This window comes from Desemzia sp. AGC72, from assembly GCF_057334175.1.
In genome coordinates this window covers 242,384-258,079 of sequence record NZ_JBHFIG010000021.1, presented here as the reverse complement: position 1 = coordinate 258,079, position 15,696 = coordinate 242,384, and the positions used below count along the sequence as shown (strand labels likewise).

The 15,696-nt window shown below is 37.5% G+C and carries 13 protein-coding genes; all 13 read right to left on the bottom strand.

Annotated features, from left to right (window positions below):
- Positions 1 to 3 precede the first annotated feature (3 nt).
- The gene (locus tag ACE025_RS10165; protein ID WP_485939559.1) at positions 4 to 726 is read right to left on the bottom strand and encodes a response regulator transcription factor; all 723 of its coding nucleotides are present in this window, start codon (positions 724 to 726) and stop codon (positions 4 to 6) included.
- A gap of 235 nt (positions 727 to 961) precedes the next feature.
- On the bottom strand, positions 962 to 1,681 hold the full coding sequence (locus ACE025_RS10160) for a pseudouridine synthase (RefSeq protein WP_485939558.1): 720 nt from the start codon (positions 1,679 to 1,681) through the stop codon (positions 962 to 964).
- Between the two features lie 114 nt (positions 1,682 to 1,795).
- Positions 1,796 to 2,380 (bottom strand): SMC-Scp complex subunit ScpB, encoded by a 585-nt coding sequence (scpB, locus tag ACE025_RS10155; protein WP_485939557.1) that lies wholly within the window; start codon positions 2,378 to 2,380, stop codon positions 1,796 to 1,798.
- Complete coding sequence (locus ACE025_RS10150) at positions 2,373 to 3,143, bottom strand: segregation/condensation protein A (RefSeq protein ID WP_485939556.1); 771 nt, start codon at positions 3,141 to 3,143, stop codon at positions 2,373 to 2,375. Before ACE025_RS10150 ends, scpB begins: the two co-directional genes overlap by 8 nt.
- Before the next feature lie 14 nt (positions 3,144 to 3,157).
- On the bottom strand, positions 3,158 to 3,532 hold the full coding sequence (locus ACE025_RS10145) for a GNAT family N-acetyltransferase (protein WP_485939555.1): 375 nt from the start codon (positions 3,530 to 3,532) through the stop codon (positions 3,158 to 3,160).
- Between the two features lie 66 nt (positions 3,533 to 3,598).
- On the bottom strand, positions 3,599 to 4,924 hold the full coding sequence (lysA, locus tag ACE025_RS10140) for a diaminopimelate decarboxylase (protein WP_485939554.1): 1,326 nt from the start codon (positions 4,922 to 4,924) through the stop codon (positions 3,599 to 3,601).
- A gap of 173 nt (positions 4,925 to 5,097) precedes the next feature.
- Complete coding sequence (locus ACE025_RS10135) at positions 5,098 to 5,919, bottom strand: purine-nucleoside phosphorylase (RefSeq protein ID WP_485939553.1); 822 nt, start codon at positions 5,917 to 5,919, stop codon at positions 5,098 to 5,100.
- A gap of 21 nt (positions 5,920 to 5,940) precedes the next feature.
- The gene (gene deoB / locus ACE025_RS10130) at positions 5,941 to 7,110 is read right to left on the bottom strand and encodes a phosphopentomutase (RefSeq protein ID WP_485939552.1); all 1,170 of its coding nucleotides are present in this window, start codon (positions 7,108 to 7,110) and stop codon (positions 5,941 to 5,943) included.
- 78 nt (positions 7,111 to 7,188) lie between these two features.
- The gene (gene xerD, locus ACE025_RS10125; protein ID WP_485939551.1) at positions 7,189 to 8,079 is read right to left on the bottom strand and encodes a site-specific tyrosine recombinase XerD; all 891 of its coding nucleotides are present in this window, start codon (positions 8,077 to 8,079) and stop codon (positions 7,189 to 7,191) included.
- 61 nt (positions 8,080 to 8,140) lie between these two features.
- Positions 8,141 to 9,019, bottom strand: coding sequence for a CvfB family protein (locus tag ACE025_RS10120; RefSeq protein ID WP_485939550.1), 879 nt, complete (start codon positions 9,017 to 9,019; stop codon positions 8,141 to 8,143).
- 133 nt (positions 9,020 to 9,152) lie between these two features.
- On the bottom strand, positions 9,153 to 10,910 hold the full coding sequence (gene pyk / locus ACE025_RS10115) for a pyruvate kinase (RefSeq protein ID WP_485939549.1): 1,758 nt from the start codon (positions 10,908 to 10,910) through the stop codon (positions 9,153 to 9,155).
- 113 nt (positions 10,911 to 11,023) lie between these two features.
- Entirely contained in the window at positions 11,024 to 11,986 is a 963-nt protein-coding gene (pfkA, locus tag ACE025_RS10110) for a 6-phosphofructokinase (RefSeq protein ID WP_485939548.1), read from the bottom strand.
- A 190-nt stretch (positions 11,987 to 12,176) separates the two neighbouring features.
- A complete protein-coding gene (gene dnaE / locus ACE025_RS10105; RefSeq protein WP_485939547.1) occupies positions 12,177 to 15,506 on the bottom strand; it encodes a DNA polymerase III subunit alpha in 3,330 nt (1,109 codons plus the stop codon).
- Positions 15,507 to 15,696 lie beyond the last annotated feature (190 nt).

The window sequence follows — 15,696 nt, the reverse complement described above, 5'->3', positions numbered from 1 at the left end:
GACCTACTTTTCTGATTCCTCAGGATAAGCATTGAATTTATACCCTAATCCCCAAACGGTTACGATGTTTTTAGAGGCTTCTTTAGATTGTTTAGCCAATTTTTCTCTTAAACGCTTGATATGGGTATCAACTGTTCTTAAATCCCCAAAGAACTCGTATTTCCAAACTTCACGTAATAACTGTTCTCTACCAAAAATTTGATTTGGAGACTTCATTAAGAATAGCAAGAGGTCATATTCTTTTGGTGTAAGATTGATGACTGCCTTATCTACAAAAACAGTATGGGAACGGTTATCTACTTCAATATGAGGAGTGGATATAACGTCCGCGTCTTCTTCCCCTTTTTTCTCTGTGTGAGTTCGTTTTAGAACTGCACTTACTCTCAGTACCACTTCTCTAGGGCTGAAAGGCTTCACAATATAATCATCTGCTCCGGTCTCGAACCCTTGAATACGATTCGTTTCTTCCCCCTTAGCAGTTATCATCATGATAGGTGTAGTTTTTTCTTCTCTTAATTTTTCTGCTACTTCGATACCGTCCATTTTAGGCATCATCAAATCCAGTAGAATCAAATCATAATCTTGTTCTAAAGCCATTTCCAGTGCTTCCTCACCGTCATTTGCTTCAGAAACAACGTAATCCTCACGTTCAAGGTACATTTTTAACAATCTCCGGATACGGTCTTCATCATCTACAACTAGTATATTTACTGTTTCATTTTTCATTATTCATTACACCCTTTCACATCACAAGTGTATACTTTGCTGATTTTATTATACAAAACACTCTATCTTTTACGCAACTTATCCGCTTTCTTGCCATGTCGTACACACTTTTTGATATTGTCAGATTATTCTGTTTTTATAGCATAAAATTATCATAACATACCTTTGACACAATATGTTCAAAAAAAGCACCCCTTTTTTGAATATACTCAAAAAAAGGATACTATGTTTTTTTTCAATCTTTAGCTAATTGTTTTAATTGTTGAATCTCAAAATGTTTTAATTCTCGCCATTCGCCTGAAGCTAACCCAGCAATAGTCACGTTTCCATAAACCTCACGAGTTAGTTTTTGAACCGGATGTCCAACAGCTTCAAACATTTTTTTAACTTGTCGGTTTCTGCCCTCATGAAGAGTGATTTGAACAATAGACGTTCCCTTTTCAGCATTGACAGACAACAACTTGGTTTTTGCCGGAGCTGTTTTCCGTCCTTCAATCACTACACCTTTTTCTAAAAGACGTAATGTTTTTTTCAACACTACACCTTTCACTTTAGCCACATAAACTTTTTCAATTTCATGCTTGGGGTGCATCAACAATTGTGAAAGCTCACCGTCATTGGTTAAAATAAGTGCTCCAGTTGTATCATAATCTAATCTGCCTACTGGGTAAATCCTTTGCTCAATTCCCATAAATAGATCTGTAACCACAGGTCTGCCTTTATCGTCTGAAACAGCTGTGATCATATTTCTTGGCTTGTTCAATAAGAAATAAACCGGTTCTTCACGATCGATTGGAATATTGTCAACCTCGATACGATCATTTGAGTTTACTTGAACACCTAGCTCTGTTACTACCTTGCCATTTACTTTAACACGACCTTGAGTAATCAATGTTTCACACTTACGTCTCGAATCTACTCCAGCATGAGCCATGACTTTTTGTAATCTTTCCATACTTATCCACTCCTTAATTTATCTGCATCCCGCCTAAGCGAGCTCTTTTATTTCTCAGCTTATTCGTCAACGCCGAAATTGCAGCATCCTTATAAACATTCGAACGGTTTATTTTTATATTTGACTTCCTGCTTCATTGAACTGCTCGCTAAAGCGTTCAAAAAACAAATCCGTCTCTTTTTCTTCATTTTCAACTCCAAGTTCAGAGATATCAGGTAAATCGTCTAATTGTTTCAAGCCGAAATAGTCCATAAAATATTCTGTCGTTCCATAAAGGATCGGTCTTCCAGGTGTTTCCACTCTGCCTTTTTCTTGTACTAATCCTCTTAACACTAATTTTTGGAGAGAACCGCTGGATTGAACTCCGCGGATTTCATCGATTTCCATTCGAGTAATAGGTTGTTTATAAGCTACGATAGCCAAAGTTTCTAACGCTGCTTGTGATAAATTAGTTGCATAAGGAGAAGCAGCATATTTTTTGATAACCGCTGAATAGTTTTTTTTAGTCGCTAATTCAAATCGATTTCCTACTTCAAGCAAGGTCAAGCCGCTGTCTCTGGATTTATACTTTTGCTGCAATCGCATCAAAGCAGCATAGACTTCTTGAGTTGTACTCTCTAATAAAGCAGCTGCTTCTTCTAAAGATAATCCTTCATCGCCGGCGACAAAAAGTAACGCTTCAATAGTTGCTTCATCCATGTATACTCTCTCCTACTTTTTCTTCCATTACAGAAAAAATAACAATTTCATCAAAGGCTTTTTCTTGCCTGATATCGATTTCTTTCTGCTTCATTAATTCTAATAAAGCCAAGAACGTTATGACAACTTCATTTCTATTGATCGATTCAAACAACTCAGAAAACAATAGCGGCGTATGCAGTGATGCAGAATGAATTTTAGATATAATCGTCTGCATCTTGTCTTCTATCGTGATATCATCAGAAACAATCTTAGTCTGGACAGGTTCTTTTAATTTTTTCTTAGATAACATTTCTTGAAAAGCTAAAACCAAATCGATCACACTGACTTTTTCAGGTTCTAATTCAATGTCTTCTTGGTATTCTTCTAAGTTGCTAGGATCTTTCGTAAAATACTGGCTTCTTTCTTCTTCTTTGTTTTTCAATACACTAGCAGCTTGTTTGTATTGTTTGTATTCTAATAATTGATCTACTAAAGCATCTCTTGGATCAATTCCCTCTTCATAAAAATCTTCTACTTCATTCAGCTCCGGTTTAGGCAGCAGCATGTCGCTTTTAATCGCCATTAAGGTAGCTGCCATAACTAGATAGTCTCCGGCAACATCCAATTCAAGTATTTTCATGGTTTGAATATAAGAAAGATATTGAGAAGTGATTTCTGCAATCGGAATATCATAAATATCTACTTCCAAATGCTGAATCAAATGCAATAATAAATCCAGAGGCCCCTCAAAAACGTCAATTTTAATATTGATCTCTGACATTGATGGTGTCCTCCTTATAGTTGTTCTTTATTATTTTTTTCAATTTCCCATTTGGAAACGATTTGGCCGGTCTCCAACGTGCTGATGATTTTTTTATTCGGATACGTTGCTTCTAAAGCATTTAATATTTCAAAACTAATCCCTTCATTACGATAGGAAGGATTGATAGCGATATGACGAAGCAATACCATTTCGTCACCGACTTCTACCCCTATCACCCCAATAAAATCATTCGTCTCTTCACTTGTCCACAAATAAAGATGACGATTTTCTTCTCGTTCATACCATTCCATCTCGTCATTCAATCGCTGAATGTCCTTTAGGTCCGGTACAAATGAAAGAAGACCCATTGTGATTTTTTTATAACTTTTTTTATAAACGACTAGCATAATTATCCTCCTGTAGACTTAAAATCGTCATTTGCGTAAGATTTTGAGTCTAACATTCTTATGATCTTACTCAGCATAGATTGATTGATCTAAACGCAGCATATCTGCATAGGTCTCGCGTTTAATCGCTAAGAAATCTTTTCCGTTTTCCACGAAAACGACTGGCGGACGCGGAATACGATTGTAGTTGCTGGCCATAGCATATCCATACGCTCCTGTACTGAAAATCGCTAAAATATCTTTTGTTTCAGGTTTAGGCAACGGAAGATCCCAAATCAGCATATCGCCAGATTCGCAGGCTTTTCCCGCAATAGAATAAGTTTCTTCAGCTGTATCCTCAGCTCTGTTGGCTAAAATACCCGTATATTTTGCATCGTATAAAGCTGGACGGATGTTGTCAGCCATTCCACCATCTACAGCCAAGTAATGTCTGACATCCGGGATGTTTTTTTGAGAACCGACTTGATACAAAGTGATTCCAGCATCTCCCACTAAGCTTCTGCCTGGTTCGATCCAAATTTCCGGTATAGGCAGTTTAAGTTCTTTTGTACTCGCTTCTACCCCTTCAATGATAGCTGTAGTGTGCTCTTCTATCGCTAGAGGTTCGTCTTCCGGAACATAACGGATGCCAAACCCACCGCCTAAATTCAATACTTTCAGTTCGAATCCAAAAGCTTTTTGCCATTGTTCAGCTTGTTTCAACAACATTTCGATAGCTAATGTAAAACCATCTGTTTCAAAAATCTGCGAACCGATGTGGCTGTGGAGACCTAACAATTCAATGTAAGGCATGTCGACAATTGAGCGTAAAGCCTTTTCTGCTTGCCCGCTGTTCAAGTCAAAACCGAATTTTGAATCTACTTGACCAGTTGAGATATATTCATGAGTATGTGCTTCTACACCTGGAGTCACACGGATCAAAACTTTAATGGTTTGTTTGCGTTCACGAGACAAACGGTCTAACATCTCTAATTCATAAAAGTTATCTACGACAAAACAACCGATTTGATAATCTAAAGCAGCTTTTACTTCATCTTCCGATTTATTGTTTCCATGAAAATGGATTCTTTGACTCGGAAATCCAGCTTGAATGGCTGTATACAATTCGCCGCCTGAAACGACATCTAATGAAACATCTTCTTTAGCTAAAATTTGATATAAAGCTAAACAAGAAAAAGCCTTGCTTGCATAAGCAACTTGAGCTTTTACTTTTTTGCGTTTAAAAGTTTCCTTAAATTTATGTACTTGCTCTTTTATTCGAGCTACATCATAAACATAAACAGGGGTACCGTATTTTTGAACTAGATTTACAGTATCCACTCCACCGATTTCCAAATGACTTTTAGCATTGATTTTCATTGTGCCTGTTAACATGCGTTCATTCATTCTCATTATACTCCCCACTCCATAATATACTTTAGATACTGTATCATAATAAACCATTTTTCACAACGGCATCATCTATGTACCGCATTTCCTTAATTAATTTATCAGAAAAATCAGCAAGGTGCCAGACCATATGGAGTTTGGTCTAACACCTTGCCCTTTGGGTTATTTTGATAAAACTACATTTGAGCTAAAATCATTTTTACAAATGACTTGAATGTTTCTTTTACTCTTGTAGTCGTTTCTACTACTTCTTCATGGTTCAAACTCGCTTGCATACCTGCTGCTAAGTTGGTGATACATGAAACACCAACAACTTTCATACCAGCATGATTCGCTACGATAACTTCTGGAACTGTTGACATACCTACTGCATCAGCCCCTAAAGTACGTGCCATTCTAACTTCAGCCGGAGTTTCATAAGTAGGACCAGAGAATCCCATATATACGCCTTCTTTTAAGTCAAGACCGCTTTCTTTCGCAACTTTACGAACGATTACTTGGTAATTTTCATCGTAAGCATGACTCATGTCTGCAAAACGGGGACCCATATTTTCATCGTTTGGTCCATGCAATGGGTTAACGCCAGTAAAGTTGATTTGATCAGTAATCATCATCAAATCTCCTGGTTCAAATTCAGTGTTCACTCCGCCTGCAGCATTCGTTACAAAAACTGAATGGATACCTAATTCTTTCATCACACGAACAGGGAAAGTCACTTCTTCTAAAGAATAGCCTTCATAATAGTGGAATCTTCCTTGCATTGCCAATACTTTTTGTCCGCCTAATGTACCATACACCAATTGGCCTGCATGTCCTACAACAGTAGAAACAGGGAAATGCGGAATTGTTTCATAAGGAATAGCAATAGGATTTTCTACTTCTTCTCCTAATTCTCCTAATCCTGAACCTAAGATCAACCCAATATCTACTTGTTGAACTCCTTGTTCTTTAATGAAAGCTGCTGCTTGTGTAATGCGTTCTTGTAATAGTTGTGTCATGTTTTCCTCCTGAAATAAGTTTTATTTTAATTGATCTAAAAAACTTTCTCCGAAACCGGTATTTGGAACGTCAAAAATATCTGCGATCGTTGTTCCGATATCTGCAAAATGACCTTGCTTCAATTCACCATTCTGTTTCATAGAAGGAGAATAAGCTAACAGCGGCACATATTCACGTGTGTGATCTGTACCAGGAGCTGTAGGGTCGTTTCCATGGTCTGCAGTAATCAACAGCAGATCATCTTCTTGCAGCTTGCTTAGGATTTCTTCAATTCGTTGATCAAAGTCTTCTATCGCTTCAGCGTATCCTTTTACATCACGACGATGACCGTATAAAGCGTCAAAATCTACTAAATTCAAGAAACTTAATCCATTGAAGTCTTTGTCCATTACTTTTAATAGTTGGTCAACGCCATCCATATTGCTTTTAGTACGGACAGATTCTGTTAATCCTTGTCCATTATAAATATCATTGATCTTCCCAATAGCAATAACGTCTTTTCCAGCTTCTTTTAAAGAATCCAAAACCGTTTTTCCAAATGGATCAAGAGCATAGTCATGTCGATTAGATGTTCGAGTAAAGTTGCCTGGTTCTCCTAAGTAAGGACGAGCAATGATTCTTCCTATCATATAAGGGTCATCTAAAGTGATTTCTCTTACATACTCACAAATGCTGTATAATTCTTCTAAAGGAATAATTTCTTCGTGAGCAGCAATTTGTAGTACCGGATCTGCTGATGTATAAACAATCAAATCTCCTGTTTTCATTTGATGTTCTCCATACTCATCGATAATACCTGTACCGCTCGCAGGTTTGTTTCCTACGATTTTACGTCCAGTATGTTGTTCGATTTTTTGGATCAATTCATCTGGAAATCCATCAGGAAAAACTCTAAAAGGAGATTGGATATTCAACCCCATAATTTCCCAGTGACCTGTCATCGTATCTTTTCCTACAGAAACTTCTTCCAATTTCGTGTAGTACCCTAAATGATCAGATACGTTGTTTACACCTTTTAAAGAACGGATATTTCCCAATCCTAATTTTTCTAAATGAGGAATAGTTAATCCCGCCTCTTCAGCAATATGACCTAGCGTGTCGCTCCCAACATCGTTAAATTTTTCCGCATCTGGAGCCTCGCCAATACCCACTGAATCCATTACTATCAAATGCACTCGTTTATAGCCCAAAATTATTCCTCCTTATCATTTTTACTAACACTATAATTATAGTAGAAAACAACTAAAATATCGAGAGATTTATTGCCTTTACGCTCTTGGATGGTAAGTTTTGTAAACCTTTGCCATTCGCTGTTTGGTAATATGCGTGTATATCTGAGTAGTCGAGATATCTGAATGTCCTAACAACTCCTGTACCACTCGCAGATCGGCTCCATTTTCTAATAAATGAGTAGCAAATGAATGCCGCAAAGTATGTGGAGTTACTTCTTTTTCAATACCAGCTTTTTTGACTAAAGCACCTAAATTTTTCCATATTCCTTGGCGTGTCAGCTTTCTGCCATGGTGATTCAAAAATAGATAAGGGCTTCTTTTACTTGGCTTTTCTAGTTTATTCCGGCTGTATTTCAAATAATTCTCGATCCATTTGATGGCTAAGTCTCCAATTGGAATAATGCGCTCTTTGTCGCCTTTTCCGATGGTTTGGATCAAACCTAATGATAAATGCAGGTCATCCATCTTCAATTCCGTCAACTCAGTTACCCGCAAACCAGTAGCATACATGACTTCTAATATTGCTCTGTCTCTTAATCCGAGTATTTCATTAGTGTTCGGTGTTTCAATCAATTTCTCGACTTCAGTCATCGACAACACCTTTGGCAAATGTTGTGCTTTTTTCGGCGTATCGATATGCAACATAGGATCTACACTTGATCGTTGTTCTTGTTTTAAATATTGATGAAACTTTCTTAGACTAGAGACCATTCGAATAACCGTCGCAGATGATTTCTTTGTTTCTTTCAACTCTTGCATGAACGATAAAATGGTGTAGCGATCGATTTTCACCCAATCCCGCAGCTCATTTTTTTCCAAATAAACCAAGTACTGATTTAAATCTCTTTTGTAACTTTCAATGGTATTATCCGCCAGTCCGCGTTCAATTTGCAAGTAGCGAATATACTCTTCTAAATCTTCTTTCATTCAAAACCCGCTCCTATCTATGTCAAACGGCTCTTTAATGGCTCTTTTTCAATACAGAAGCTTACTTGTTTTCTTGATTTGGTGATTCTACTAAACGTGTTTCCCCATCCACTTGAACCACTTTACGCTGTTTCAGCAAATTCCCTAAAGCCCGTTTGAATTGCCCTTTACTGATTCCAAAATACGTTTTGATTTCCTCAGGAGAACTTTTATCTGTATAAGGAAAGCTGCCGTTTTTAGAACGTTCTAAAATAGCCAGCAACATCGCTGCATCGTCTGGGATTGCTTCATGTGCTCTAGGTCTTAATGAAATATTCACTGTTCCTTCTTGCCCAATACCAATGACACGACCAGATATTTCTTCCCCTAATCTAGGTTCTATATCTCGCTGCGATGGGTGGATGAATCCTAGATGTTGACCATCTGTTAATACATATGTTCCAACAATTTTCAAACGATAAGCAATACCTTTAATGTCTTTATTAACAAGATCTTCAGGCGCTTTTTTGGCGATATCTTCAAAAAATTCTTCGCTAGCTAATTGTCCCCACATACGATCCTTTTCGTCCACTCGAATAGTTACCATCAATTGGTCACCTTTTTTAGGCCACAATGATTTTTCAGTTGGCAATTCATCTAAAGAAACAACAATCTCTTTATCCGGCAATCCAATATCAACAAACACTCCTAAATCTCTTCGGACATCGATTACTTTGCTTAAAGCGTAATCTCCTACTTGGATTCTTGGAATATCTTGTGTCATTTTCAGCGATTTGTCTTGACCTATATAAGCGAACCCTTCTACTGCATCTCCAAGTTTATAATCCATCGTGTCACTCTTAGGCAATTCGTAAGTTACCCCATTTTTTTGAATGAAATACGCTTTTTCATTGATATCTGTTACGATACCTGTAATAACAGTTCCTAGTGATTGATTCATTTTTCTGCACTCCTTTAAATACTTTTTTCGTCATTACTTAGTTTACCATAATTTTATTATGTGAAATAGTCTTTTATACGAAGAAAACTCTCAGAAATAGTCTCTGAGAGTTTTCTTTATTTTAAATTTAAAATTAGATTGCAGCAGTTGCTCCGCGGTAAACAATACCACGACGAGAATCTACTGTGATTAATTCATCATCTGAGATAGTGCTAGTAGCATTTTCTGCTCCAACAATTACAGGAATTCCCATAGCAATTCCGATAACTGCTGCATGACTAGTCATACCGCCTTCTTCAACGATGATAGCCGCAGCTTTTTCGATTGCAGGCAAGTAGTCTTTGTCAGTAGTTTTCGTTACTAAAACACAACCTTCTACACTTTTCACGTTAGCTTCTTGAGCGTTTGTCGCTACTACAGCTTTTCCGATAATTGATTCGCTGCCGATACCTTGGCCGCTGATCAATTTTGAACCGATCATTTGGATTTTCATCAAGTTCGTTGTTCCACGTTCTCCAACTGGAACACCAGCAGTAATGATGATCAAATCGCCTTCTTTAGCATAGCCTTTTTCTTGAGCAATGCCAGTAGCTAGGTTGAACATGTCATCTGTAGATTCTGGTTTTTCAGAAACAGTTGGGTATACACCCCATGATAACGCTAGACCGCGCATAGTTCTTTCAGAGAAAGTAACAGCCACGATAGTCGATTTAGGACGGTATTTAGAGATCATTCTTGCTGTATGTCCAGATTCAGTTGCAGCTACGATCGTATCAATGTTTAAGTTACGAGCAGTATGTCCAACTGATTGTCCAATAGCTTCTGTCATATCACCTTGATCGTAAGCTCTTAATGTGAATGAATCTTGGTTCACTAAAGCTTCTTCAGTACGCATAGCAATACGAGCCATCGTTTGAACAGCTTCTACTGGGTAATCGCCAGCAGCTGTTTCACCTGATAACATGATTGCGTCTGTTCCATCAAAGATAGCATTGGCAACGTCACTTGCTTCTGCACGTGTTGGACGAGGATTACTTTGCATTGAATCCAACATTTGAGTAGCCGTGATAACCGGTTTACCTAATTTGTTACACTTTTTGATCAAGTCTTTTTGAGCGATAGGAACTTCTTCTGTAGGAATTTCTACCCCAAGGTCTCCACGAGCAACCATTAAACCATCTGAAACTTTTAAAATCTCATCAATGTTGTCTACGCCCTCTTGGTTTTCAATCTTAGGAATGATTTGGACATGAGTCATGTTTTCTTCTTCTAAGATTTGTGTGATTTCTAAAACGTCAGATGCACGACGAACAAAACTTGCTGCAATATAGTCAACATCGTTTTGTAGACCAAAACGGATATCAGCAGCATCTTTGTCAGTGATTCCTGGAAGGTTAACAGATACTCCCGGAACGTTTACACCTTTTTTATTTTTTAATGTTCCTGAGTTTTGAACAGTTGTTACGATTTCTTGGTTTTCCATATCTAAATCAGTAACCAATAAATCAATTAAACCATCATCTAATAAAATGTGAGATCCAGGATGTACGTCATTGATCAAGTTAGAATAAGAAACAGAGAATTTTTCTTTTGTTCCTTCAACTTCATTCATCGCTACTCGTACTACATCTCCTGAAGTAAATTGGATTTTACCATCTTTCATGTTGTGAGTACGAATTTCAGGACCTTTAGTATCTAATAAGATAGCGACCATTTTCCCAGTAATTTTTGAAGCTTCACGGATATTTTTGATACGAGCACCATGCTCTTCGAAATCACCATGTGAGAAATTTAAACGAGCAACATTCATTCCTGCGTCGATCATTTTTACTAAAGTTTCCACTGACTCACTTGCTGGCCCAATGGTACATACAATTTTTGTCTTTTTCATTCTTCAAAACTCCTAACATTTTGGTTTAACTTTTATATTTTACACACAATAATACGATCTCCTCCACTATCTTACCGTAGAAAATGAAGGAAATCCATTTTTTTGAAAAATCTTTAGTTAGAAATTTCTTGATTCAATTTGTATAAGGCTACGTTTGGTCTATGTGTTCCTTCTTCTAATGTAGTAATGATATCAGAAGCGATGATTTCATTATTCACTATACCAAGGCACAATCCGCCCTTACCTTCTTTCAAGTAGTCAACTGCTCTTGCACCAAATTGACTAGCTAAAACACGATCTCTAGCAGTTGGTGATCCACCACGTTGCACGTGACCTAAAACAGTAACGCGTGCGTGATAATCTCCGAATTTGTATAATTCTTCTGCAAATTTGTTTCCGTTCATTACACCTTCAGCAAGAATGATAATGGTATGTTTTTTACCTTTTTCACGGCCTTCAGTAATTTTAACCGCTACTTCTGCCATATCAAATTCTTTTTCAGGAATAATGATTTGTTCTGCTCCGCCAGACACACCAGCCCATAAAGCAATGTCTCCTGCATTACGTCCCATAACTTCAACGATAAATGTACGAACGTGACTTGTAGCTGTATCACGTATTTTGTCTAAAGAGTCTAATACAGTATTGATTGCTGTATCAAAACCGATACAAAAATCAGTTCCAGGAATATCGTTGTCAATAGTCCCAGGAAGTCCGATAGTTGGGTAGCCATGTTTTGTTAAAGCTAAAGCTCCTCTGTAAGAGCCGTCTCCTCCGATAACTACTAATCCTTCGATTCCAAATTTCTTCAATTGTTCGATACCTTTCAATTGCCCCTCTTCAGTTGCAAATTCAGGATAACGTGCTGAATAAAGGAAAGTACCCCCTCTTGAAATCATATCTCCTACATCGTTATGGTGTAATTGACGTATATCCCCAGCTACCAATCCAGCGTAACCATAGTTGATACCAAAAACTTCCATTCCTTCATAAAGAGCTTTTCGAACAACAGCTCTAATAGCTGCGTTCATTCCAGGAGCATCTCCCCCGCTTGTTAAAACAGCGATACGTTTCATATTCCATTTTCACCTCATAAAAGTTATAGTTGATAAAATATATACATAAAGATGATTATGAACAAACAATGTGATAATAAGTTACCCATAAATTAGTTCAACAAAGACATTCTACCATTTTTAATATAAATTGTCTTATGAATTCTGCTTTTCTTTCAAGATATTTCATAAATTTTAGAGAACTTTAATTTCAGTCTATGATTATATTCCCTTTTCCTAGCAATTCTTCAACTGATTTCATCAAATCAGACGATTCATTGACCCAAAACGCTTCTTGGAGTCCTAGTTTTTTATTCGTTCTCATATAGTACAAAATCACAGGAATAGAGCCTGAGTGTTCTGTAAAGAGTTGTTTCAGTCGATTTAAAGTTTCGCCATCCTCATATTGTTTTTCAATACGGACAAAACATTTTTTGACTTTCTTCTCTTCCTCTATTTCTGTCGCTTCTTTGAGATGAGATACTAAAACTTGCAGACCTTGACCTGGTCTTACTTCTGTTTTCCCTTCTACATAAAGAACTTTGTTTTGGACAACAGTCTGAATGTATTTGCGGTACACTGTCGGGAACAAGGTCAATGAAATATCTCCAGTAGTGTCGCTGACTGTCATAAACGCCATTGGCTCGCCTTTTTTTGTAGTGATTTTTTTGACGTCTTTCACTTGCCCGATCAGCCGGACTTTTTGATTTTCAACAGCATCTTTAATATAGATGCCTTGTTTTCTTTTTAGGATCTCCTCGTACTTTTCAGCAGGGTGACCTGATAGGTACACACCTAAGTAAGTGTTTTCTGCCTCTAACTTTTCTTGAGGACTCAGATCGGGGGCTTCTTCATATTTTGGCTGCAAAACGTCGAATAAGCCGATGTTATTACCGCTGAATTTCACACTTGTTAAAATACTTTCCAAAGAGTTGATCAACGTTCCTCTGGTGTACCGGAATCCATCGAAAGCACCAACATAGATCAATGGCAAAATATAGTCTTCTTTCACCCATTTTGTATCCATTCGTCTTAAAAAATCAATGAAGTCTTTATAGACCCCTTTTGTTTTTCTGTTTTGGATAATTTCAGCTACATAGTCTCTTCTCAATCCTTTTATTGAACTGAGACCGAATAAGATGCCAGACTCTTTTTTCGTAAACCGACCGTAACTGGCGTTGATATCTGGGTGATAAACATCGATTTTCTTTTTCTTAGCTTCTAATAAGTACTCTTTTATTTTATTGGCATTATGCAAAGCAGAGTTTAACAAAGCAATATAAAAAGCTTGCGGATAATGGACTTTGATGTACGCCATCTGGTACCCGATAAAAGAATAAGCGATTGAATGAGATCGGTTGAATCCGTAATTCGCAAAACGCTCGATATAGTCATAAACTTGTCTTGCATCCTGTTCTTGATACCCTTTGCCTGCAGCACCTGCCGTAAAATGGATTCTTTCCGCATCGATCAGTTCTTTTTTCTTTTTCCCAATGGCTCTTCTGAGTATATCAGCTTGCCCTAATGAGTATCCTGCCATTTTAGACGCCACTTGCATGACTTGTTCTTGATACACCATGACACCATATGTGACCTTTAAGATGCCTTTTAAACTTTCATGAGGGTATTCCATCGCGACTTCGCCTTTTTTACGCTTAATGAACACATCAATCTGTTCCATAGGGCCCGGGCGGTATAAAGCATTCACAGCTGCGATGTCTTCTAAAGATTCAGGGTGCAGCTTGCGCAAAACATTCTTTATCCCATTGGATTCAAATTGGAAAATCCCTACTGTGTCTGCTTTCTGGAAAAGTTCCAGAGTTTCTTTATCATCCATCGGAATATCTTGCAGGCGAATTTGCTTGCCGGTATCGTACTCAATCGTTTTTAAAGCATCTCCTAGAATCGTTAAATTCTTCAACCCTAAAAAATCCATTTTTAACAAACCGATTTCTTCCACGTTTCCCATAGCGTATTGAGTCAGTGCGATTGAACCGCTCCCTGATTGAATAGGAATGATACTGCTCAGTTTTTGGTCGCTGATGACTACTCCGGCTGCATGAGTGGAAGCATGTCTTGGCAAACCTTCAATATTTCTGGCAGTTTTGAAAATCAGTTGGTTTCGTTCCGACTGTTTGACCAGATGCTGTAAGGCGGAAGACTGTTCGTAGGCTGCTTCTAAAGTGATCCCTAATTGGTTAGGGATCGCTTTTGACCATTCATTTGATTCTTCCTGTTTCAATCCAAAAACACGTGCAGTATCTCGTAAAGCCATTTTAGCAGCCAGTGTTCCAAAGGTTATAATCTGTGCAACATGCTCTTTACCGTATTTTTCTTTTACATACTGCAACACTTCTTCTCTTCGATTATCTGGGAAATCCAAGTCGATATCCGGCATAGTGTATCGTTCCTCATTTAAGAAACGTTCAAAAAGCAAATTGTATTCTATCGGATCTACATCTGTTATTTCTAAAACATACGACACCAATGAACCAGCCGCAGATCCTCGGCCAGCACCGGTGACGATTTTAGAGCGATGAGCGTACGCCATAACATCCCAAACGATCAAAAAATAATCTTCAAAACCCATTTTCTGAATCACTGTCAATTCATGGTCTAGTCTTTTTAAATATCTTTCATCAGGGTCGGACACTCTTTTCTTCAAACCATCTAAACACAATTGTTTTAAAAATGCTGAAGTAGTATCGGATGTTTGGATTGGGTATTTGGGCAGCAATCTTTGTTGTAAAGGAATTTCTATACTTATACGATCTGCAATACTTTTTGTCTGGTGAACAGCTTCAATCAACCCTGCATCAATAAACTTTTTTTCCACTCGATCAGGTTCACTTAGATGACGCGTACCAGACAAAACCTTTTGATGCTCTTCTAATTGCTCACCTTTATCAATAGCTTTTAAAACTTCCAAACTGAAGGCGTCTTCCTCGTTTAAGTACTGTACATCGGTTGAAGCTGTTACCTTTACATCCTCCTCTTTTGCTACTTGCAAAAGAGTATCTTTTATCGGCATCAATTCTTCATGCAGCTGAATCCCAAGATAAAAGTGATTTTGAGAGAATATCTTTTTGTAAGCAGCTACTGTTTTTTTAGCTTGTTCTATTTTTCCATTTAATAAAAATTGTTCTACTTCTCCTGTTATCCCTGGCGTAAAGCCAATCAAACCTTGTGAATATGGTGTTAGATCGTTAGGAGAAAATAAGGTTTCCGGCTCCATCATTTTTTTAGTGGATAACTTTACTAGGTGCTGGTAGCCTTGGTTTGTTTCAGCCAGCAAGACTAAAGGAAATGAACTTTCAGTCTCCACGATACCTTTCATTTGCAAAGTCAATCCAATGATGGGTTTTAATTGGTGTTTTAAGCACAATTTGTAGAAATCAACGGCACCATAAAGGACATTGTGATCCGTCAAAGCTAATGCTTGATAGCTTCTTTTTTTTGCTGCTGACACTAATCCTTCTACTGATAAAGTACTTTGAAGTAAGGAATACGCACTTTTAACTTGTAATGGCACAAATGACACTTTTTAGACCTCCTTTTTCATCAATCTGATGAAGTTATTTATTTTTATTTTATCCTATTTTTTATTCTGTTTTAACGAAAATAAGGATACACAGTATAATTTCATACTCCTCTATTATACTCTGAATAGTATCTAAACCGCAAATTCTCACTAATATATCGGCTTTCTCTTTCATTCTGAAAATAAAGTG